Below are 21,451 nucleotides of genomic sequence, written 5' to 3' on the forward strand. Positions count from 1 at the left end.
ACATCTTGGCAAATTCAATCACTAGCTGGCCCGATAAGAAATCCACCTCACCGCACGACAAGGACGCATCATCTAATTTAACGGTTTTCGATTAACAGGTATGCAACAACTTCGTTTACATTCCATTAATCAAATTTTTAATCGCGTTGTAGATGGCTCATTACCAAACTGCTGAAAAAGATCGAGTTCCCTTAGGTCAAAAGTCTGCCTACGGGGCGGGAACCTTTGTCCTTAACTTTTTGCCTTCAGCTCTGAGTGTATTTTCGTTCTTTTTAATTACGGGGTTCGGTGTTGACCCATTGATTGCAGGCATACTCGGCGCAATACCTCGATTCTTAGATGCCATCACTGACCCAATCATGGGGTTTATTACCGATAATACCAAATCACGATGGGGGCGGCGTCGCCCATACATCGTTGTGGGCGCCATTTTAAGCGGCACTTTGTTTGCAATGTTGTGGCAAATGAATCCCGATTGGAGTGACGACTTTACTTTTTGGTACTTCTTGGGCTTTTCACTGGCTTTTACTATTGGCAACACCATGTATGCCACGCCTTTTGTGGGCTTGGGTTACGAAATTACTGCCGATTATAACGAACGCACACGCTTAATGGCGTTTTCTCAATTTATGGGTCAGATTGCGTGGATGATTGTGCCTTGGTTTTGGGTGCTAATCGCGGACCCAACAGTATTTCCAACCCAAGCAGAGGGCGTGCAAACTCTATCACTGTTCGTAGCAGGCGGATGTATCGTGCTCGGTATCCTGCCGGGTCTCTTTTGTAAAGGGATCGACAGTGACAAAATCGAAGATCGCGCTGAGATTTCATTTCAAAATCTGTGGAGTAATGTTAAGACAGTCTTCAAAAATATTATTCAAACGTTCAATAATACCGCTTTTGTAAAGCTCTGCGGCGCTACATTTCTGGTTTTTAATGGTTTCCAGTTAGTCGCATCTTTCAGCTATTTCATCATCGTCTTTCATATGTTCAATGGTGATTATGGTGCAGCTGGCACCTGGCCGGCGTGGTTCTCAACGCTCAGTGCAGTGATGACGGCATTCTTTGTTATCCCAATTATTAGCTGGATGGCCAATAGCTGGGGCAAACGCAATGCATTTATCATCTCGACCCTGATATCGGTAGTTGGCTATGGCCTCAAGTGGTATGGCTTTAATCCAGATAACCCGTGGTTGATATTTATGCCTATACCGTTGATGTCTTTTGGTATCGGTGGATTGTTCACACTGATGATGAGTATGACAGCAGATGTGTGTGACTTGGACGAACTAAACAATGGTATGCCACGCAAAGAGGGTACTTTTGGTGCTATTTATTGGCTGATGGTGAAACTCGGTCAAGCACTAGCCCTATTCCTCGCTGGTGTAGTGCTGAAAATCGTTGGTTTTGACGCAGGTGCAGCTGTTCAAACTGTAGAAACAATGACCAAGCTTCGTATCGCTGATATCGTGATACCTGCTGCAACAGCCTTACTCGCGATTGCGGTGATGTGGAAATATGACATTACCGAAGAGCGCGCTCACCAAATCAAAGACGAGTTAGAGCAACGCCGCGGTGAGATTTAATTAAGCTCTCCCCCCCCCTCGGCGAAAAAAGCCGGTGAGTCAACACCGGCGGTCCTATTAAGGAGAACGGAAGCAAGATACTTCCTTTGGGTTAGAACTGATTGACTAACGACTATTGAGCAGCTTCCTCGCGTTGAACCATTTGGAACAGCGCGTCTTTCAGTTGTACCCGTTTCAACTTCTGATTTTCAAGATAGGTGTCATCGGTAGCCTCCTCACCGGTCTCAATACGATAAACTTCGTGGTCGAGTTCGTGATACTCGTCAAACAATTTAGCAAAGTGATTATCATTCATCTTCAGGTGACGAATCGTGTGATGATGATCAGGAAACTCTTTTAGTAAGCTATGCTTTTCAAGCGCCATTTTTTTACCTTCTGTATTGATTCATTATGGCTACAGTATGAGATGTTTGCCCCTATTGCTTTTTGATCTAAGTCAGTGTTTGGGTTTAGGCAAAGGTAAAAGGTGAAAGTTAACTTGGAGACTGATTAAGGGCTATTTTAAGCGCGTGTTTGAGTGCTAGACGCTTATTCGATATGGGAAGCAATTCCAATCCAATCGAACCCAATATCTTATGCTGTCAGGGAATACTGACGATTGCCTGAGCTCACTGTGCAGCCGGCGGTTTAAAACTGTCTAGCACACGACGGACCGTTCCTTCAAAATCCTGAGATGTGTCGAAGTAGAGCAAATTATTCCGCGCACATCCTTCTCTTATCATCACGCTATATACGACCATATTTTCAATATGATTTTTGATATAGTCGTCTGGCTCATTGACTAACCAATCCCCAACGCCAGAGCTAAATTTTTTTATATCATTAGCTTTTTCGTCTGAGTTAGCGTCTGCGTAACCCATGAAAGCGACTCTAATCTTGTCAGGGTGTTCATCTAGCAGCTTTCTGACTAACTCGGGAAGAAATGCTTCTCCTTCCAATACGAAGTCTACTTCTGTCCAAAGCATGCTCTTGCACATAGCTTGAAGAAAAGGCCACAACCTTTCAGCAATCTCATGCGGCCACAACTTGTCATGAATGCCATATTCAGGAATGCCATTAGTAAACCCCATCATAATGGCGTCGACTGACATATAAGGAATTCCAGTCTTTTTCAAAAACTCTTTTGCTACGATGGTTTTCCCAGACCTTGATGCTCCGCTCAAGATATACAGCAAAGTACGCTCCTTTGTGGCGAAAGCGCCGTGTAAAATCAGAATAACAAACTAGTTGTATAATGTCTGCTGGATGGGTTTTGTTGCCAGAAGTCACCGTAATTTATTGATTAAAATTGCAATAAAATCATAGACTGACCGTATAGAGGTTAAATTGGTAGTAGAGTATTTGTACGTCAATATTGTCGATTCGCAACTAGCGCCACTCTCGTCACGTGGTGTTTCAATATTATTACTCAAGGGAAGAGCATAGAAATGGAACCCAAAAAGCAATTACCAGCACTAACGGGTATTCGCTTTATTGCCATATTTCATATTTTTCTCCATCACCTGTGGGCATTACATACCTATGTTAGAGACACCAAACCAGGTACAGAGGGTCTGCTAAAAGACATGGCGGATCTTCCCGATAGTTTGATGTTGTTTTTCGCTAATGGATGGGTTTCCACCAGTTTGTTTTTTATGCTGTCAGGTTTTATGCTTGGGCACTTATATTGGCAACGTGATGGGAGTTTCCTTGGGACTCCTCAACGCTTTTTGATATTGCGGTTTTCGCGCCTTTATCCAGCCCATTTAGTTGTCCTTTCGCTATTAATCGTGAACGCGTTTAACGTGCACATCGAAGATGGTTTCAGTATCGAATTTATTGTAGCTAGCGCAATTGGAACTGCATTGTTAGTCCAAGCTTGGTTTTCTAGCTGGGTACCTATGTGGAACTGGCCCGCTTGGACAATCTCTGTTTTGGTGTTTTTGTACCTGGTGATGCCAATCTTGGCAAAGTGGCTAGGACGTTTATCGAGTTCGCATCAGAAATTTTTATTGCTAACATTGCCGTTAATTTCTTTGCTACCGACTGCCGTATATGCATGGTTGTTGTGGCGAGGTATGCCATGGAATATGAACACCGAAATATTCTTCAACAACTTCCCACTATTTTGGTTGCCGTACTTTGTAGCTGGCATGCTATTGACACGGCTGATCAACAGCGAAGAACCAGAAAAAACATACAACGTTTATTCAGTGTCAATAGGTGATCTCGCCTTTGTTGCAGCGCTGTCATTCACCTTTATTCCAGACTTACTACAACCTTTAACATCTGTTATCCGTTTCGGTGTTCTAATGCCACTCTATATGTTATTCATCATCGACTTGGCAAAGGGAAAGGGAATTATTGCAAGGTTAATATCAGGACGAGTGCTTAACTATTTGGGCGAAATTAGCTTCTCCATTTTCATCTGGCAGGCCGCCGTAATTGCCGCGTTAGTAAATTCGGTCTCTGTATATCCCGCGATAGTAGATTATCATTTGCCTGTCGCAATTATCAGTATTTTGTTAGTTTCTATCGCTAGTTTTCATTGGCTCGAAAGACCTATCTATAACTATGTGAAGCGTAAGCTCAATCGTAATCTCCCACTTAACAACTCGGCATGATTCGACTTAAATTAGGTACCAGGGGATTTGTTTACATGTAACTTGTTAAAACTAAAAATATCTTCACTGTGTTGTCACTGAGCAGTGCATCAATGATAAGGATAACTTCTTAATGCCCTTTTTGCCTGGTGTCGTTGTGAGCGATAAGGCACAGCTTTAAAGCAAACTGATCCGGTGCGTAAGAGCCACCGGATTTTTTTCGAGCACTTGATATCAGAAAAGAGGCCCCATTGTTCAGGCCCACCTATAAGAAGTCGCACTGTTAACCGTGTGTATGGGTCAACTAACCTTGTGAACACCGACTCAGGACATTGCTGTTACTGTTCCTGACCATCATCAAAGATTGATTCAATAGGCATATCAAATAGACGTGCAGCTTTGAATGCTAGCGGCAAACTTGGGTCAAATTTGCCTTTTTCTATCGCATTAATAGTTTGCCGAGATACATCAAGTGCGTTAGCCAAATCAGCTTGTGTCCAGTCGCGCTCAGCACGCAGTACTTTTAGGCGATTTTTCATAAGTACTTCCTAAAATTAATGAATACCGCAATCAGGTAGCTGAGTCCCATCACGAATAGTAAATTAGACGGATTCGGATTCTCTTCAAGCAGTCCAGCAGGTTTCAAGGAACCATAAATAATCCCCAAAACCATGGTGCAGCCCAGTGAGATAGCCATCGCGTTGTAGTGAATTTTCTGTTGCATGTCATCCATATCATTCAGGTGTTGTTTATTCACTAATAGCATTTTGATGCCCAAGACCAAATTGATAACTATTGTGATAACCGTTGCTGTATGGTCAAAGTCCCACATAAGTTTCGGCCCAAATACTAATCCAGCAACACTTAACATCCAGAGTAATGTCCAAAAGAACAATACGCGGCTACCTTTCTTAAGCCGCTGATCGTGATTATTGACTGTAGCTTTGTTCATATGTCTAACCTCAATTACAATAAGTAAATAAAACTTTACATAACGAAGATTAAACCCAGCCCGACAATAAGTCAAATAGACTTTACACAAAGTTTGGTTATATTGTCTTTTTATTGTGGGAGACTGGCGTTCTAAACCGATCGAGCGAAGTAAACCACTCTCGTTTTGCCTAGCAGTTTACTGCCAACGTTTGTACAACCTCTACGTTCATACATCGCGATATTCTGAGCGCTGTTTTCACCGGTAAAAAGTTCATATCGTTTGGCTTGTGGGAATACTTCTTCCAAGGCTGTCATCAGTTGCGAGCCATAGCCTTTGCCTTGATATTCAGGCTTCACTGCCATTCGGGCAATGAAAGTATTGATACTCGACAAGCTTAAATGTAAACCCTAGGAACCCGCGCCGACACGCGTGTCATCAACTCATAGTCTATTGTGCCAGCGTTTTGTGCTACTTCGGTAATCGATTGGTTTGCACCCCATAACTCTACGGTATCGCCGACATCGATTTCAGTTCCAGTAACGTCAAAGGTGAGCATATCCATTGAGACGCGTCCAGCGAGCTCGATTTTCACACCGTTACAAAACGCTGTCGTCCCCGATGGTGCATGCCGTGGGTATCCATCACCATAGCCAATAGCCACCGTCGCGATTCGGCTCTCTCGGGTTGCTGTCCAAGTTGCGCCATAACCCACAGTCTCACCTTCGGCAATCGTACGTGTCGCAATCACCGGCGCCGTGAGCGTCATGACCGGTTTCAACGTGGCAACATCGGGGGCTCCTTGTCCGCCATATAGCGCAATTCCTGCGCGATTCCATGCACCATGTGCTTGAGGTACTTGCACAATTCCTGCAGAGTTCGCTGCACTTATGGGTAACGGATGTGCCGCTAAAAACTGCTGGAAAATAGTGAGCTGCTTAGCAGTTAAAGAATGTGCTTTATCGTCTGCACATGCAAAATGCGTAACCAGCACCGTGTGTTCATTAAATAACGACGCATATTGCTGCCAGATGGCGGCTAATTCAGACGGCTGAAAGCCCAGCCGATGCATTCCGGTATCTATCTTCAACCATACTTCAGGTGGCGGTTGGTCCAGGGCAGCCAACCATGCAAGCTGTGCCTCTCGGTGAGCAACTACACAACAATTATTGGCCACCGCCCACTGTGCCTCGGTTTTATCATAAACACCTTCAAATAATACTAGGCATTCCGTTATCCCCTGTTCACGCAGCAGGCGAGCCTCGTCGACAAAAGCGACACCAAAGCGCTGAGCATGGCCATGTAAGGCTCGCGCTACCGCAATCGCTCCATGACCGTAAGCGTCAGCTTTTATCACCGCCAATGTTTGACCTTGCGAGTTGAGTTCTGCAAGTGTGTGGTAGTTACTCACCAATGCACTTAAATCGATTGCTGCGCGCGTAGTTCGTGCCAATTAAAAAGCCTTTTTGTAAACCCGATTGGAAGTTTGTTGGCAATATACATTGTCAATAGAATATTCTATGCTGCTGAGTAGCATTGCCTTGCATAAAGAATAACAAAAACGCTGACCATGCTCGACCACTATTCCACTCTCGATGTAATCGTTTTTGGTGGCTATATTTGCCTCCTGATTGTTAGCGGCTTTTATATCAATCGCACAGCGAAGGATGGTAAAGATTTCTTTTTGGCCAGTCAGCGAATGCCGATTTGGGTTGTAGCCATCTCGGTACTTGCAACGTCGCAGTCTGCAGCCACGTTTTTAGGTGGGCCAGAACAAGGTTATCGCGGCGATCTGACGTACCTTGCCAGCAATATTGGCGCGGTCATAGCCGCATTTTTTGTCGCTTACATTCTCATCCCACGCTTCTACGCCGCCAACGTTTTTACCGTTTACGAACTGCTACAACAGCGCTTCGGCGCCCAAGCCAAACAACGAGCGGGGGCAATCTATCTTGCTGGGCGCTTTCTTGCGAGCGGTTCGCGTTTGTATATGGCTGCAATCGCCATTGCTCTAATTCTATTTGGTGATATCGCTGCATCAAGTGTATTGGCATCAGTATTACTGATTGCAACAGTGGGGCTGTTATATACGGTATATGGCGGTGTTCGCAGTGTGATATACAGCGATGTTTTACAGTGCTTGGTTTACGTCAGTGCAGCAATAGCGGTGGTGATATGGCTATGCTGGCAAATACCGAGCGATTGGCAGGGTGTTTTGCACGCATTACAGTATCCACTTGATGGCTCCACCAGCAAACTCCGGCTGTTTAATTGGCAGTTGGACTTTGCACCAATAGGCGTTTTTAGCATGGCCTCCGTACTGACCGGTTTTGTCCTCCTGAACATTGCAGCCTTTGGTCTGGATCAGGATATGACGCAACGCGTCTTAACCTGTAAGACAGCAGCTCACGGGGCCAAGGCTATGCTTATGTCTGTGGTGTTGGTTATTCCGGTGATGTTGATTTTCTTGTTTATCGGCTTATTACTCTATGTGTTCTATCAACGGCCAGACGTGATGAGCGCGAGTCACGCGCTCGATGCAACCCCTGCATTTGCAGGAGAAAGTGTTACTGTATTTATGTATTTCGTACTGACTGAGATGCCCGCAGGTCTTAAAGCATGGGTCACTATCGGTATTATTGCGGCAGCATTATCAACATTAAACTCGGGGCTTAATTCCATGGCATCAGTTATGGTCAAAGACTTTATTGAGCCTTATCTGACCCGACGTACCTCGCCATTGAATCCACGACGTGAAGTTCGCCTAGGTCGCGTAATGATGACGGTTACTGCTGTCATACTCGCTGCGGTTGCGGGGCTGTGTTACTACTGGCAACAATACACGGATATGCCACTGCTACAGTTTGCGCTCAGTGTGATGGTATTTTCTTATAGTGGTCTTTTAGGTGTGTATTTTACCCTGCTATTTACTGAGCGCGGCTCACTAATGTCGATGACACTTGCATTGATTGTCGGGTTCTCTGTTCCTCTATTATTACAGCCCTACATGCAAAATCTCTGGAAAGAATGGCTCCCGCAACTAGCGCTCGGGTTTACCTGGCAACTGTTACTCGGTACTCTATTTTCCATGGCCGTATGTATGTGCGGGAAACCAACGAATAAGGTTCAACTAGATGTCTAATGACACCAGTGCGCTGCTCAAGCAACTCGAGACTATTGCTTCTGAAGCTCGTAACCCTGCCACGATGGATATTGATATTCTGCCAACCAAAGGTATCTTGCAATGCATCAATAGCCAAGATCAATTGGTCGCTTTAGCCATTGAAAAGTGTTTAGACGATATCGCTCTCGCCGTTGATGCCATTGTCGATGCAATTCAGACCGGAGGGCGTTTATTTTATATTGGCGCGGGTACCAGTGGGCGTTTAGGCATTTTAGATGCGGTTGAGTGCCGTCCCACATTTAGCGTTGACGATGAACTAGTACAAGGCATTATCGCCGGTGGCAGCAAAGCCATAGAACACGCGATTGAAGGGGCTGAGGACGACCAGCAAGCAGCAATAGATGACTTAAAAAAACGCACTTTTAATTCATCTGATGTATTGGTTGGTATCGCTGCCAGCGGACGCACGCCTTATGTGATTAGTGCACTCAACTATGCAAGCCAGCTCGGTGCCAAAACTATCGGCATCAGCTGTAGCCCAAATTCAGCGGTCGAACAGGCTGCGAGTATTGGCATTTGTGCCCAAGTAGGACCTGAATGCCTCACCGGCTCTACGCGAATGAAGTCAGGCACAGCGCAAAAGCTTATTTTAAATATGTTAAGCACTGCCACTATGATCAGGTTAGGAAAGACCTACCAAAATTTGATGGTCGACGTAAATGCCAGTAATCAAAAACTGCGTGCTCGCGCCCAGCGCATTGTAATGCAAGCAACAGGATGTGATGCATCAACAGCTGTAGTGCATTTAAACGCAGCTGATCAACAATCCAAATTGGCCATTCTTACTGTGCTGACGGGCTTAGACGTAGACGCTGCCCGAGCACTATTGGCGACCAATCAGGGCTTTTTACGCCGTGCAGTGGAACAGCACAATGATGTGTAAGTCTCTGTATCATTGGCTTTTGATTAGTTGGTTGGTGTTTTTGCCGACCACCAGCGATGCGTTAACCGTGGGTGCCGAGCGTCCTGACGCGTATCTCCCTCTTCTTAAGGATAAACGCGTAGGCTTAGTAGTTAATCATTCCTCACGGGCCTTTGATCAGCATTTAGTTGACTACTTAATAGCCCAAGACGTTAAAGTGACAGCAATTTTTGCACCCGAACACGGATTCCGCGGCAACCGCGGTGCGGGCGAAGCAATAGCGAATGAACACGATGTTAAAACCGGCCTGCCTATCCACTCACTGTATGGTAAAACGCGAAAACCTACGGCAGCGATGTTAGCTAATGTAGATACTTTGGTATTCGATATCCAAGATGTTGGTGTGCGCTTTTACACGTATATTAGTACGATGCATTATGTCATGGAAGCTGCTGCCGAAAATGATAAAAGCGTCATTGTTTTCGATCGCCCCAACCCTAACATTGCCCATATAGATGGTCCGCTCCTTGAACCCGAACAACAATCATTTGTGGGCATGCATCCTATCCCGCTACTGCACGGTATGACCGTTGCTGAATTAGCCCAAATGATCGTCGGCGAAAAGTGGTTGGACACGCAGGCATCAATTACCCTTCATACCATTCCTATCTTGGCGTATAGCCGCAATACGGCGTACAACTTGCCCATTGCACCAAGTCCCAACTTACCCAACGCGCAATCAATTCAGTTGTATCCGTCATTATGCTTGTTCGAGCCCACGATTATGAGTATCGGTCGCGGTACTGATTTTCCTTTTCAGGTGCTCGGTCACGATCACCTGCAACTAGGCAGTTTCCGTTTCACGCCCCAGAGTATGCCAGCCAGCGCACCCTATCCTAAATTGCAAGGTGTTGAGCTCACAGGTCTAGATTTACGCAACGACACGCGCAGCGGTTTAACGCTCGATCTGTTGCTCACTGCCTATCAACAAGCGGTTACGTCAGAGCTTGAATTTTTTACCTCGCCATCATTCTTCGACAAGCTTGCTGGCACTAAAGCACTGCGAGAAGCGATAATCGCAGGACAAAATGAAACGCAAATCAAGGCAATGTGGCACGCCGATTTGAGCGCATTTAAGCAACAAAGGCAGCCGTATTTAATTTATCAGGAACCCCACTAACAGGGCTTGTCAATGGATTGGATTGTGCATCACTACTGGCCAGAACTGGATCGCAAACATGTGCGCAGGGCTGATATTGAGCCGATACTCGAACATTTTCGCTCCCGCCCAGAAATAAACATTCAGTTGCTTGGCCATTCGGTGCAACAGCGTCCGATTGAACTTGTATCTATTGGCCGTGGTAAGCAAGTGGTCCTCGCTTGGACCCAAATGCACGGTGACGAGCCTACAGCAACGGCTGCGGTATTTGATATCATCGAGCAGCTACTGAGCGATAATCGTTCTTTGGTTACACAGGTCTTGAACCATTTTACGCTACACTTTATTCCAATGCTCAATCCCGATGGTGCCGAACGCAAAACGCGCGAAAATGCACAAGGAATCGATATTAATCGCGATGCCAGAAAACGTTGTTCACCGGAGGCGCAGATACTGCACAATGCTGTGAGTAAATTGCGACCAGATATCGCCTTTAACTTACATGACCAAAACCGCTATTACGGTGTAGGCAATACTGATGAGCTATCAACTATTGCCTTCTTAGCACCGCCATTTGACCAGGAGCAAAGCGTTAACCATGCGCGTGGCCGCGCCATGTCACTCATCGCTGTTATGCGGCAAGTATTGGAAGCTCGAATCAACGGTCATGTGGCCCGCTATATGGATGAATACTCACCGCGCTGTTTTGGTGACACGATTGCAGCTATGGGGGCTAGCACCCTATTAATAGAATCAGGTGAATTCCCGAACGACCCCAACCGCCAAACTGCCCGAGCAATGAATCGACTGGCGATTTTTACTGCTTTGGATGCTGTCAGCCAAAACACATGGCAGGATGTAGGAGAAGCGGACTACTTTGCTATTCCGGCTAATAATGAAAACCATTGGGGCGATATTGTACTTCGTAATGTTACATTTGCTGGGAACGCCAATTCAGTCGAATTTCAAACCGACATGCTGATTCGAAAAGTCGAAGGAGAGTACCAAGTTGCTGAAATTGGTGATTTAGCTGACCAACGTGGAATCACTGAATTAGGATGTGACCAACTGACGCTCAGCAGAGGTGAACCCTACAGAGTGTCTGAGCCCCTTACCTTGGACGACCTTGCTTACAGAGCTATACTCAAAAACGGATATAGCCATTTTATTGATACAAATGACAATTTAGCTGTGCGAACCGAGTTACCTGTCTTTAGCACAACACAGCCACTACCCACCACGTTTCATAAGTTGCCCGCAATTGGGATATTGAGTACTGCAGGCTCTCCTCGATATGCAGTACTTGGACGTAAAGTAGTCGAGCTGGAAGGGGAGCCCTAACCGATGGCGGCTATTCCCTATGAGGACAATATTGCCAAACCCTTATGGCTACCGCGGCATCAGGAAAAGTTAGCCGAAGTAGCAAAGCGCGGTGATGAGATCCGCTTGGTATTTATTGGCGATTCAATCATTCACGCTTGGGAGGACTTTGGTGAGTCAGCATGGCATGCACATTTTGCTATGTACGGTGCACTTAACTTAGGCTTTGGCGGCGACCGCACCGAACACGCGCTCTGGCGGGTAGCTAACGGTGAACTAGACGGTTTAAACTCTCAGGTAGTTGTTTTGATGATAGGCACCAACAATACCGGACATCGAAAAGATCCAGCTGACTACACGGCACGAGCTATTACGCTGCTGGTTGATGAGATACACCAGAGATTACCAAACGCACATATTCTATTACATGCAATTTTTCCACGAGGGAAAACCGCTTCAGACCCTTTGCGCTCACTAAATAATGAGATTAATCGGCAAATTCAACACCTAGAGCAGCGTGTGTATGTAACCTGGCTGGATTTCACTCATCTGTTTCTGCAGAGCGACGGTAGTTTAAGCCGTGAGATCATGGACGACTATCTTCACCCCAACGCTAATCAATATCCGCGTTGGGCTGCAGCATTACAACCGCATATTAAACAGTATTTAAAAAAGTAATTTAATGCTAACCCCTTTCTTCGCTGTTCGGCGTTAGTCGAGTAAAGAGGAGAGAAATATGCAAAACGCAACGCAAATACATCAAACCAGTCATCTTCAAGCGGCGACCAAAGCGTTAACCGCAAGCTTGATTGGCGGTGCAGTAACTTTTGGTCTGTTTGCTTTAATGCACGGCTTGATTGACCAAGAAGCCGTTGGTGTAAGCACTCTGCCGGAGCCTGTCATTATCGATGCAATATTTAAAGCTGAAGAAGAAACCATCGTCGAGCGAGAGAAACTGCCAGAGCCACCACAAATCAAAGAAATCCCTGACCGGCCTATTGAAAATCCTGTGGATATTGACGAGCCTGATACCCAGTGGACGTATGCACCAACAATTGACACAGGCACGACATTGACGGATATTTTGAGTTTCGGAATGCAAGACAGTGAACTAAGACCGTTGGTAAGAGTAGACCCGCGCTACCCTATCGACGCGGCAAGAGATGGTATCGAAGGCTGGGTCCAAATGACGTTTAATGTCAATGAGTTAGGTGGCGTTACTGACATTCAGGTCATTAATGCCGAACCCAAACGCGTATTCAATCAAGAAGCTAAACGAGCATTGGCAAAGTGGAAGTATCAACCTAAATCCGTTAATGGCAAAGCGGTTGCACAACAAGGCCTGAGCGTTGTGTTAGAATTTACATTAGCAGATAACTAAGGAGTTTGGGTGAGCATTACTGTCGCAATCAAAGGCTGGTTTACACGCGAAACATCAAATGAACAATTGATGCTACGCTACACCAAGCTGCGTCAACGGCAAGTTTTGGCGCAGCTGTACGAAAATTGCGGTGACGACTTATATCACTTTTTGCTCACCCTCTCTGATCCTGAATTGGCCTCGGATATTGCTCAACAGGCATGGATAAAAGTCATTGAAAAGTCACACTTATATCGTCCTGACGGCCAGTTTAAGTCGTGGCTCTTCACCATAGGCAGAAGATTATTGATTGATGAATTACGTCGCCAAGCCCGCTATCAATACGATGAATTCGACGAGCAGCATCACGCGTCGCCAGTATTCGATAATGATGATCGGCTTGTTCGGTTTAATCAAATTCTGGATGACTTGCCTTTCCATCAACGTGAGGCTTTCTGTTTACAACAGGAGGGCTTTTCACTGGCAGAGATCAGTAGTATTTGCGCTGCCGAACAAGAAACGATTAAGAGTCGCTTGCGCTATGCAAAACGCAAGTTAAACAAAGCGCTGAGAACCAGCCAAGCAAGCGAGGATTTCCGTTATGACTGAGCAAGACAAACAATTACAGCAGTTGTATCAGCAACGCAAGTCCGCCGTTAAAACGCCGACAGAGATAAAACAAGTCGCGCTCGGTCAATCCAAACAGTCTGCGACTGTGTCTCCTCACAGCTGGCCTGTTTTTGGTCGCCAAATGGGTATGGTAACGGCCTGTGTTGGCCTGCTGGCACTTGGTTTATTAGTACGCCACACAATAACAGGCTATCAAGAGCCAGAATACGTGCATGCCAATATTGAATATCACGCATTGAGTGACGAGGCCGTCAGCGTTAACACCGCTAGACGAATAGATTATGAAAATGCGACTCAGGCGTTCCAAGAGAGCCAGTTACGAATAGCTATCCATCACAAAAAACTGGCGCAAATTGCCAGTATCGGTGACGGTTGGGAATTGAAAATGTGCGATAACAGTGCTCTGAGTATCAGCCCAATGTTGCTTGCTGAGCTTGCCGCTAACAACGCCCTGAAAATTGACATCGAACGCGGCGACTTCGTCCAAATTGCTTTTTCAGATGCAGGACGGATCCTGGCAATTGAAAAACAGCCCACAACTAGGCATTGCTAGGATCTGCTGATCTTTGTTGATGTTGTTCTTGGAGCGCAACAATATTTTGTTGGCAGCGCTCTATTTTATCTGTGAGACGTTGCTTTTCTTCGCTGTCGATAGCTACCGCAAGCGCTTCCTTGTAGCTGACTACTTGCTCCTGCAATTCTTGAATGGATAGCTCATGTTGCTCGGCTTTTTCGGCCTTATCAAAGGCAATATCCTCATGCTTGTCGCCTTTCTCAACACTTTGCTTTTGTGCTGTCGGCTTGGCAATAACACTGTGATTTGGGTCCATCGGTCTGGAGGCAATGATATTGGGCGACATGATCTCAATTCCACTTTCATGAAGTTCATCGAGCATGGCTCTGTGTAATTTCGACTTGGCTGTTAAAAGACTTTTAATTTCGGTCAATAAACCCGCCACACGATAACTGACACTGAAATTACCTAACTCTGTAATTTGAACAAAACCGTCAGTTAACCCGGCTTTCTGCGTCGCGCGCTCTAACAACTCGGTTACCGTTGCGTGGTGAACATCGAATCCAATTGATACATTTGCTGTTACTAAGGTGCCGGATGCTCTGATCACTGAAACGGGGTTATTAACTAAATAGCTGTTGGCAATAGAGACTAAATCACGGTATTCGGTCTGGATCTCAGTATCGAGTAATCCCTTTTCTGATACTCGACCAAAGTACTCATTACACCGAATAAAGTCCCCCGTACGAAACGGGCGATTGAAGCGCAAAACTAAGCCTGCAATAAGGTTTGACACAAGCGTTGTAGAAGAGAATGCAATTACCCCTGAAACTAAGACCCCCACCAGAGCCAGTACCTGATTCCGAGAGCTTTCACTGACGGGTAAGGTTAAGGTAATGGCAACCACACCTACGAGCGTAATTACGATTAACAATAGTTGTCGCGGTAAGCGCTGATCAGCATTAAGCACTACACCTTTGCCCAAAAGTAAGCGCTGACTAACTGCCAAAACTAACCCCACAATAGTAATCGCAATAACAAGTGGTATCCAAGCTGAAATGAAATTCATCGTGATTGTCCTATTCAGGTGATTTGGCCGGCGCTAATGTTACGGGCAGTGTGCCAGGAGCTCTAATATCACCTTGTAAAAACTCAGCGATCACATCAAACACTATACCTCCCGGCCTGCCGGCCTCGGTCTGTAACACGCGATAATCATAAGTGACTATAGCCAGATCAACATACTCAGCAAACTGTTCGATAACATAAGGCGCTCTTAATGCCACAAAAATACGCGTTTTATTTTCTTTAGTAGCCGCGGCAAGCGCGTAATTAGTCCACGCGAGCTGCTCGTTTTTGTCGATCCGGTTTTGCCACACAATCAAATCATCCATACCCCCCATTTCGGCAAGGCTATGCGACGGTGAGATATCACCGATCATAACCGCATCGGCGCTTGCAATAAGGTCATCTAAGGTAGACTTAACAACTTGGTTGGCTAAGCTAATGCAGCCTAAAACCTGATACTCGCGACTTACCAGTGCATCAGTTTGCGCCTGGCAACGAGCCTCGTCGGGCATTATAAGCATCAGTGCCTCGCGTTTTGCCAATGTAAATTGAGGATCGCCTACTACTAAGGTTAATGACGCTTGGGCCAATTGCTCCGCAAGTCGACTAAATTTTGGCATTTCTATAGTAGCGCTACTCGCAATCGATACCTGCTGCAAAAAGCATTGTTTTAGTCTCTCGATCCGCTGTGCTGACTGGCGCATTTGTTTTGATGTCGGAACACCGGAAACGGCGCTTTTGTCATTCGCGCTAATTGCAGAATTTATGTGTGCAAGCATTTCATCAAATTCAGCGATAGCATTTGCATTGCGCAGTGGCATTGGCATCAAGGCAATATCAGCGCCCGCGTAAAAGGTGTGCAAAAGTGCATCTTTCGGTGTCAAATAGGCTGAAATTCCAGCCATATCCAACGCATCAGTGACTACTACACCTTGGTACTTCAATTCCTCACGCAATAGCCCTGTGAGGATACGGCGAGATAACGTCGCTGGCACTATGGTGGCCTCACCATTTACACTAGTAAACACACTATTGTCGAGCGCGGGATATTGAATATGGGCTGTCATGATCATCCCTGGTGCAGCTTGATCTCCTGCGGCTATGGCCATAGCGAAAGGATACAAATCGACGCGTTCAACCACATCGCGACTGTGCTCAACTACCGGTAATCCAGTATGGCTGTCAACATGAGTGTCGCCATGACCGGGAAAGTGTTTCATTGCCGAGATAATTCCGTTACTTTGCAGCGCCGAAACTGCGGCTTGACTAAGCTGCGCGACCACCTCAGGTGATTCGGAATAAGACCGAACATTTATAACCGGGTTAAGAGGATTTACATTAACATCTACAGCAGGCGCGAAATTAACGTTTATCCCAACCGCATTAAGCTGTTGTGCAATCGCAGTATTTACCGCTGTGGCGTAATGGGTTTGATGCTTTTCATAAGTGGCTCCAATCGCCATATTACCGCTAAAAGCACTGGTGGCGGTAACGGGCAAACGCGCAACGCGACCGCCTTCTTGATCAACCGCAATCAACAAAGGTGGCAAACCTGCTGCTGCCGCAGCTGTTTGTAACTGCTCAATAAGACTCCGAACCTGTTCAACTGATTGAATATTTTCAGCAAACAGTATGACGCCGCCGATATTATGGCGCTGAATGACCTTTGCAAGCGGCTCAGGCAAACGGGTTACAGGTGTTCGACAGTTATCAGCGGGCGTTCCATCAGCACAAAAGTAGCGAATATCCAACATCAACTTTTGCCCGATATCTGCGCCCAGTTGGTTTGCCACGGCCGAGAATGTGCAACAGTACATCGCTACCACCCCAAGCATCCCCAATAGCGTTTGTTTACTCACACTTTTCGCCCCTAGCATCATCGATTGAACCTATTGGCTAGAACATCTATTATCTAGCGAATATTTTTTAATGGAACGGAGTCCATGACCTCGAAAATTGTACTCTTATTAGTTGGCACTCTCTGCATTTCTGCATGCAAATCAACCAAACAATCTGTTGTTAGTCATGCTAACAAGCCTTTGGCGATGCCAGAAACTGTTTATATTGTTCCCCAAGAGTCAAATATTAATGTCCTGCTGACCGAGTTAGGTTATGACGGTAATGATATTGCTGCAACTATGTATCAAGCGAATTTAAATGCCTCGATGCAAAGTGTAAATTACGATCCTTTGGCGGGACTTGCTGGAGCACTGATCGGCGGAGCAATTTTGAAGAACTCAGCCGAAAATTCCGCGATCAGGGAGAAAAACTCTCCCGTTCAACAGTTTTTAACAGTAGCTGAGCAAATTCAGTGGCAAGAGGTGTGGCACCCTGATTGGCAAGCCGATTTAGCACCGTCAAAACCACAGACCACACATTTACAGATCACGCCTGAAACATCACTCAGCAGCGATTACCGGTCGTTAATCTCAGTGTTTTTTGTCGAGGTATACGCTGACCGAAAAGAGTTGCTGTATCGCAACTACTTTCATTTAGAATCTGCCCCTTTATTGGATCTGAATACTTCACTGCACCAGCTTAACAACATTGACTCCGGAGAAATAGTGAATGACTTCACCGCCGTCAGTGAGCGCTTATTATTGCTGGTTGAACAAGCATTGGAGACTTGGTCTAAACGTTCTCGGTTTGCGAATCATTCTATTCGGTACAAAAACAAACGTGGGGAGTTTTACTCTCGAGGCGAAGTGTTACAGCCGTGTGATGGTTTTATCACTTTTCGCACGCTGCGTGGTGAAATAAAACAAGCGCCGTGTATTGTAGCGCCGATACCTGCCGAGCAAGTATCGGCATCGAGTCACTACTGACCAGAAGCGACTTGTTGTGCGGCCACCTTATTCTTGGGGTTACCCTCTAAACTACCCACCAGTTCACGAGTAGAAGTCTCTAGCGCTTGATAAATAGCAGTTGTAAGGTTAGGAAATTGAACTTCACTCTCGTCCCATGGCGTCTCAATCACTTGCTGCGAAGAAGCGTCGTAGAACCATTTAAGATCATGGGTGGCTAAATCAATAATTTGACCACTCATTGCTACCGTCGCGACGGGCTCTGATGTAGGTACGGGGCCATAATAACTTCGAGTAGTACCGACCTGTTGGAGGTGAACTAACAGCAAATAATCAATGTTGTACTTTTCTTGGTAACCGACAAAACTGGTTTTCGATTTGCCTTTAGATGGGCGCTTAAGTTTTTCCGCCTCTTTTAGGGCTATAGGCGTTTCGATCAGTAGAGTATTCACCCCTTTGTTGTGTAATACCGTTTGCAATTGCTGGGCAATTTTTGGGTAATCATCAAATACTAGCGAATTTAAATGTTTGTCTAATGTTGAGTTGACGCCGGCGATGATTGCATAATCCAACAAACCTATACTGCCGGTGTAAAACGTCTCTGCTAGGGGGGCTTCAGTAAGAATAATGCCAACCACAACCTCGTTATTCGACAATGAGGCTTCATCAACAGTGATCATTTCTTGGGTTGACACACAACCGCTGAGTACAACGATTGCTACTAAAAGTGTAAAAATACGCGTTTTAAACATATTACTTCCTTTATTTTTTTAATAATTTCCATCAGTCATACAACATGCTTGAAGAGCACATTGAACGCGGCGAGTTTATGAGAAAACACCGTCTTGTTCAATGGCTATATCCGTCTCCTTCGTGCTCTCTATGCAGGGTTTGACAGCTATCTCGACATGAGGCCAAATAAACCTATCTGAATAGAGATGGATTTATCTTGCCTGTGCGCTTCAAAATTTGCACCTTACTGCTGACACTACTGCTTTTTAACTGCTCACACCTTCCCATTGAACACGTGCCATCAGCCAATCAAAATTCTCGTATTAAAGCTATCGTGCTGCATTACACCGGAGCAAGTTATGCCCAATCTATTGAGGGGTTAGTGGATGAAGGCGGCGTTAGTGCGCACTACCTAATTCCCGAGTCAGGCGATTCATCTTATCGTCATGATAGGCTCAAAATTTTTCAGTTGGTGGAAGAGCAATCGCGTGCTTGGCATGCTGGTTTAAGTACGTGGCAAAACATGACCGGCCTAAACGACCAGTCAATTGGTATCGAGATAGTGAATCGCGCACATTGTCCGAACGATAACAACTCCGGCAAACACCGAACGGTAAATAGCCAACGCTTACAATGTAATTATCCTAACTATGATCCTGAGCAGATCGCGTTATTAATCGCTTTGCTAAAAGACATCTTGCAGCGCAACCCCGATATTCACCCCACAGCCATTGTTGGCCACGCTGATATTGCACCGCTGCGTAAACACGATCCCGGTCCGCGCTTTCCCTGGTATGAACTACATATGGCAGGTATTGGGGCGTGGTATACCACCGATACTAAAGAAAAATACACGCGAATATTTCAGCGGCAATTACCGTCGATGGGGCTGACACAAGCGGCCCTGAATGCTTACGGTTACCCAGCAATAGAAACCGGCATAGCTGATGAACGCACCTTAGCCACCATCGCTGCTTTTCAAATGCATTTTACTCCCGAAAATCTCAACGGCTACAGCGACATCGCCACAAATGCAGCGTTGTTTGCATTGCTCGAACGGTATTTCCCTGAGCAAGTTGTTGAGTTAATGACGCGCTTTGAAAGTGAACGTGAAGCATCAACTCAACCCTCACTGGTTAACAAGACTACCCAACTACAAATGCAGTTTCCTGATGCTGAGTTATCGTCGCGCGAGTACGTTAATCATCGCCGTCGATTTATGGCCTATCAAGGCCGTGGCGAAATAAAAATAGCAAACCCAGGGCTCGTTCCCATTTCTGCTGATATTTGGATTAATGGCCAACAACTTAACTTACCCGACGTTTTTCTGCCTGATACCGACTACCAATACTCGCTTCACCGTCGCACGGTCACTGGCTCCAATACGATTCGCGTCGACAATATTCAACCCGCTGATGCACAAATAATGGTGTCTATCCCCTATCCGCAAGTAATGGATACTCGCGACAGTGACTATGAATTTGCAGCGGTTGATGCATTGATAGAACAAGACATAAATGAGGGCTTCCCCGGCGCAGTGCTGTTGGTTACCCATCGCGGCCAGGTTGTGCATCACAAAGCGTACGGATATGCCCACCGCTATGCTCCCGATGGCAGTGAATTAGAAAACCCCGTCCCCATGACGACTGATACCCTGTTTGATCTGGCCTCAAATACCAAAGTATTCGCTACCACCTTGGCGATCATGCACCTTGTTGAACAGCAAAAATTGGCCTTGGATATACCACTGTATGAGTATCTACCAGAGTTTCGCGGTGATGGTCGCGATGCTTTAACTGCGCGTCATCTGCTGACTCACAGTGCGGGTTTGGCGCCAGAAGTCCACTTTTTCACACCGGAGAATCATCTAGGCCCGGAGTTTTACTCCCAATCTGCTCCTTTGACCAAAGAGCTCCTGCTTACTCAAGTACCTTTGGAGGAGCGTTATCAAGTTGCCATGCGCTACAGTGACAGCAGCTTTATGCTGTTGGGTATTTTAGTCGAACGCATCACTGGGTTCCCACTTGATGAATACGTTGAGCAGAATATTTACGCGCCACTGGGTTTAAGCCAAAGTGTATTTAATCCGCGCAAAAAACTGCCAGAAACAACGCGTTACGCTGCGACAGAATTACAGGGCAATACCCGCGACGGGCGGGTGAACTTTGACAACGTCCGCAATTATACACTTAGCGGAGAAGTCCATGACGAAAAAGCCTTTTACAGCATGCAAGGGGTTGCAGGTCATGCCGGTTTATTTTCTACCGCAGAAGAGCTCGCGCGTCTGACCCAACTCTTGTTAAATGGCGGCGGACTAGGTGAACACTACTTATTTTCAGAGACTGTGTTAAATCAGTTTATTCTGCCAAGCTCAATTAGTGATACGACTGGGCTGGGCTTTCGGCGCGCTGCAAATGGCGAACGGCGCTGGCAGTTTGGCCCTTATGCCAGTGAACGTACCTTCGGCCATACTGGCTGGACGGGGACATTAAGCGTTATCGATCCTGAGCATGATTTAGTGATCATCCTACTGACCAATAAACGCCACACCCCCATTCAACAAAGTTTGGATCCCAACGGTAATGAAACGCTTAACTTTGCCGGTCAGAATTATGAAACAGGTCAATATGGCAGTATCGTCAGCTTAGTATACGAAGCGGTATTACATCGACGCTTTTAAGCAGTTGCGCATCGTCCAACACTGTGCAAAGCTGCGCTTGTC

Annotated in this window: 21 protein-coding genes; 12 read left to right on the plus strand and 9 right to left on the minus strand. The window is 46.0% G+C overall.

Translation table 11 applies throughout. The features are described from left to right. The first annotated feature begins 152 nt into the window (after positions 1 to 152). Positions 153 to 1,583: an MFS transporter gene (locus QTP81_RS13005; protein ID WP_289366091.1), complete on the plus strand. Its 1,431-nt coding sequence runs from the start codon at positions 153 to 155 to the stop codon at positions 1,581 to 1,583. 112 nt (positions 1,584 to 1,695) lie between these two features. On the opposite strand, the gene QTP81_RS13010 is transcribed toward QTP81_RS13005, so the two are convergent. Then, positions 1,696 to 1,947 carry an HP1242/YdcH family protein gene (locus tag QTP81_RS13010; RefSeq protein ID WP_289366093.1) on the minus strand — a complete coding sequence of 84 codons (252 nt, stop codon included), beginning with the start codon at positions 1,945 to 1,947 and terminating at the stop codon, positions 1,696 to 1,698. 244 nt (positions 1,948 to 2,191) lie between these two features. After that, on the minus strand, positions 2,192 to 2,758 hold the full coding sequence (locus QTP81_RS13015; RefSeq protein WP_289366095.1) for a hypothetical protein: 567 nt from the start codon (positions 2,756 to 2,758) through the stop codon (positions 2,192 to 2,194). 252 nt (positions 2,759 to 3,010) lie between these two features. On the opposite strand from QTP81_RS13015, the gene QTP81_RS13020 reads away from it, so the two are divergent. Beyond that, a complete protein-coding gene (locus QTP81_RS13020) occupies positions 3,011 to 4,186 on the plus strand; it encodes an acyltransferase family protein (RefSeq protein WP_289366097.1) in 1,176 nt (391 codons plus the stop codon). Positions 4,187 to 4,503: 317 nt separating this feature from the next. Here the strand turns inward: QTP81_RS13020 and QTP81_RS13025 are convergent, their stop codons facing one another. From QTP81_RS13025 to alr, 4 genes are all read right to left on the minus strand, one after another. Further along, positions 4,504 to 4,704 (minus strand): helix-turn-helix transcriptional regulator, encoded by a 201-nt coding sequence (locus QTP81_RS13025; protein ID WP_289366099.1) that lies wholly within the window; start codon positions 4,702 to 4,704, stop codon positions 4,504 to 4,506. Beyond that, positions 4,701 to 5,117: a hypothetical protein gene (locus tag QTP81_RS13030; RefSeq protein WP_289366100.1), complete on the minus strand. Its 417-nt coding sequence runs from the start codon at positions 5,115 to 5,117 to the stop codon at positions 4,701 to 4,703. Before QTP81_RS13030 ends, QTP81_RS13025 begins: the two co-directional genes overlap by 4 nt. Before the next feature lie 131 nt (positions 5,118 to 5,248). Further along, a complete protein-coding gene (locus QTP81_RS13035) occupies positions 5,249 to 5,491 on the minus strand; it encodes a GNAT family N-acetyltransferase (protein ID WP_289366102.1) in 243 nt (80 codons plus the stop codon). A gap of 2 nt (positions 5,492 to 5,493) precedes the next feature. Then, positions 5,494 to 6,549: an alanine racemase gene (gene alr / locus QTP81_RS13040; protein ID WP_289366104.1), complete on the minus strand. Its 1,056-nt coding sequence runs from the start codon at positions 6,547 to 6,549 to the stop codon at positions 5,494 to 5,496. A gap of 117 nt (positions 6,550 to 6,666) precedes the next feature. On the opposite strand from alr, the gene QTP81_RS13045 reads away from it, so the two are divergent. Genes QTP81_RS13045 through QTP81_RS13080 form a run of 8 tightly spaced genes read left to right on the plus strand, consistent with a single transcriptional unit; the run spans position 6,667 to position 14,164 of the window. Continuing rightward, positions 6,667 to 8,238, plus strand: a complete 1,572-nt coding sequence (locus tag QTP81_RS13045) for a sodium:solute symporter (protein ID WP_289366106.1) — start codon at positions 6,667 to 6,669, stop codon at positions 8,236 to 8,238. Then, positions 8,231 to 9,163, plus strand: a complete 933-nt coding sequence (murQ, locus tag QTP81_RS13050) for an N-acetylmuramic acid 6-phosphate etherase (RefSeq protein ID WP_289366109.1) — start codon at positions 8,231 to 8,233, stop codon at positions 9,161 to 9,163. The genes QTP81_RS13045 and murQ overlap by 8 nt, the downstream gene beginning before the upstream one ends. Next, positions 9,156 to 10,322, plus strand: coding sequence for an exo-beta-N-acetylmuramidase NamZ family protein (locus QTP81_RS13055; protein ID WP_289366274.1), 1,167 nt, complete (start codon positions 9,156 to 9,158; stop codon positions 10,320 to 10,322). The genes murQ and QTP81_RS13055 overlap by 8 nt, the downstream gene beginning before the upstream one ends. A 12-nt stretch (positions 10,323 to 10,334) precedes the next feature. Further along, the gene (locus QTP81_RS13060; RefSeq protein ID WP_289366111.1) at positions 10,335 to 11,642 is read left to right on the plus strand and encodes a M14 family zinc carboxypeptidase; all 1,308 of its coding nucleotides are present in this window, start codon (positions 10,335 to 10,337) and stop codon (positions 11,640 to 11,642) included. Between the two features lie 3 nt (positions 11,643 to 11,645). Next, positions 11,646 to 12,299: a GDSL-type esterase/lipase family protein gene (locus QTP81_RS13065; RefSeq protein ID WP_289366112.1), complete on the plus strand. Its 654-nt coding sequence runs from the start codon at positions 11,646 to 11,648 to the stop codon at positions 12,297 to 12,299. A gap of 58 nt (positions 12,300 to 12,357) precedes the next feature. Continuing rightward, the gene (locus QTP81_RS13070) at positions 12,358 to 13,002 is read left to right on the plus strand and encodes a TonB family protein (RefSeq protein ID WP_289366114.1); all 645 of its coding nucleotides are present in this window, start codon (positions 12,358 to 12,360) and stop codon (positions 13,000 to 13,002) included. A 9-nt stretch (positions 13,003 to 13,011) separates the two neighbouring features. Next, positions 13,012 to 13,590 carry a sigma-70 family RNA polymerase sigma factor gene (locus tag QTP81_RS13075; protein ID WP_289366116.1) on the plus strand — a complete coding sequence of 193 codons (579 nt, stop codon included), beginning with the start codon at positions 13,012 to 13,014 and terminating at the stop codon, positions 13,588 to 13,590. Further along, entirely contained in the window at positions 13,583 to 14,164 is a 582-nt protein-coding gene (locus QTP81_RS13080) for a hypothetical protein (protein WP_289366117.1), read from the plus strand. Before QTP81_RS13075 ends, QTP81_RS13080 begins: the two co-directional genes overlap by 8 nt. On the opposite strand, the gene QTP81_RS13085 is transcribed toward QTP81_RS13080, so the two are convergent. Together QTP81_RS13085 and QTP81_RS13090 are read right to left on the minus strand one after the other, a co-directional pair. Beyond that, positions 14,151 to 15,194 (minus strand): mechanosensitive ion channel family protein, encoded by a 1,044-nt coding sequence (locus QTP81_RS13085; protein WP_289366119.1) that lies wholly within the window; start codon positions 15,192 to 15,194, stop codon positions 14,151 to 14,153. The two genes, QTP81_RS13080 and QTP81_RS13085, sit on opposite strands and share 14 nt — an antisense overlap. Before the next feature lie 10 nt (positions 15,195 to 15,204). Further along, positions 15,205 to 17,052 carry a glycoside hydrolase family 3 protein gene (locus QTP81_RS13090; protein WP_289366122.1) on the minus strand — a complete coding sequence of 616 codons (1,848 nt, stop codon included), beginning with the start codon at positions 17,050 to 17,052 and terminating at the stop codon, positions 15,205 to 15,207. An 84-nt stretch (positions 17,053 to 17,136) separates the two neighbouring features. Here QTP81_RS13090 and QTP81_RS13095 point away from each other — a divergent pair, with 84 nt between their 5' ends. Next, a complete protein-coding gene (locus tag QTP81_RS13095) occupies positions 17,137 to 18,018 on the plus strand; it encodes a hypothetical protein (RefSeq protein WP_289366124.1) in 882 nt (293 codons plus the stop codon). Here the strand turns inward: QTP81_RS13095 and QTP81_RS13100 are convergent. Next, positions 18,012 to 18,749 (minus strand): hypothetical protein, encoded by a 738-nt coding sequence (locus tag QTP81_RS13100; protein ID WP_289366125.1) that lies wholly within the window; start codon positions 18,747 to 18,749, stop codon positions 18,012 to 18,014. The two genes, QTP81_RS13095 and QTP81_RS13100, sit on opposite strands and share 7 nt — an antisense overlap. Positions 18,750 to 18,952: 203 nt before the next feature. Between QTP81_RS13100 and pbp4b the strand changes: the two genes are divergently transcribed. Continuing rightward, positions 18,953 to 21,409: a penicillin binding protein PBP4B gene (gene pbp4b, locus QTP81_RS13105; protein ID WP_289366126.1), complete on the plus strand. Its 2,457-nt coding sequence runs from the start codon at positions 18,953 to 18,955 to the stop codon at positions 21,407 to 21,409. Positions 21,410 to 21,451 lie beyond the last annotated feature (42 nt).

The sequence above is a fragment of the Neoalteromonas arenosi genome, from assembly GCF_030362855.1.
Classification (GTDB): domain Bacteria; phylum Pseudomonadota; class Gammaproteobacteria; order Enterobacterales; family Alteromonadaceae; genus Alteromonas_E; species Alteromonas_E arenosi.

Coding starts and splice junctions, on each gene's coding strand:
- QTP81_RS13005 (WP_289366091.1), top strand. CDS start 153: ATGGCTCATTACCAAACTGCTGAAAAAGATCGAGTTCCCTTAGGTCAA.
- QTP81_RS13010 (WP_289366093.1), bottom strand. CDS start 1,947: ATGGCGCTTGAAAAGCATAGCTTACTAAAAGAGTTTCCTGATCATCAT.
- QTP81_RS13020 (WP_289366097.1), top strand. CDS start 3,011: ATGGAACCCAAAAAGCAATTACCAGCACTAACGGGTATTCGCTTTATT.
- QTP81_RS13025 (WP_289366099.1), bottom strand. CDS start 4,704: ATGAAAAATCGCCTAAAAGTACTGCGTGCTGAGCGCGACTGGACACAA.
- QTP81_RS13030 (WP_289366100.1), bottom strand. CDS start 5,117: ATGAACAAAGCTACAGTCAATAATCACGATCAGCGGCTTAAGAAAGGT.
- QTP81_RS13045 (WP_289366106.1), top strand. CDS start 6,667: ATGCTCGACCACTATTCCACTCTCGATGTAATCGTTTTTGGTGGCTAT.
- murQ (WP_289366109.1), top strand. CDS start 8,231: ATGTCTAATGACACCAGTGCGCTGCTCAAGCAACTCGAGACTATTGCT.
- QTP81_RS13055 (WP_289366274.1), top strand. CDS start 9,156: ATGTGTAAGTCTCTGTATCATTGGCTTTTGATTAGTTGGTTGGTGTTT.
- QTP81_RS13060 (WP_289366111.1), top strand. CDS start 10,335: ATGGATTGGATTGTGCATCACTACTGGCCAGAACTGGATCGCAAACAT.
- QTP81_RS13065 (WP_289366112.1), top strand. CDS start 11,646: ATGGCGGCTATTCCCTATGAGGACAATATTGCCAAACCCTTATGGCTA.
- QTP81_RS13070 (WP_289366114.1), top strand. CDS start 12,358: ATGCAAAACGCAACGCAAATACATCAAACCAGTCATCTTCAAGCGGCG.
- QTP81_RS13080 (WP_289366117.1), top strand. CDS start 13,583: ATGACTGAGCAAGACAAACAATTACAGCAGTTGTATCAGCAACGCAAG.
- QTP81_RS13085 (WP_289366119.1), bottom strand. CDS start 15,194: ATGAATTTCATTTCAGCTTGGATACCACTTGTTATTGCGATTACTATT.
- QTP81_RS13095 (WP_289366124.1), top strand. CDS start 17,137: ATGACCTCGAAAATTGTACTCTTATTAGTTGGCACTCTCTGCATTTCT.
- QTP81_RS13100 (WP_289366125.1), bottom strand. CDS start 18,749: ATGTTTAAAACGCGTATTTTTACACTTTTAGTAGCAATCGTTGTACTC.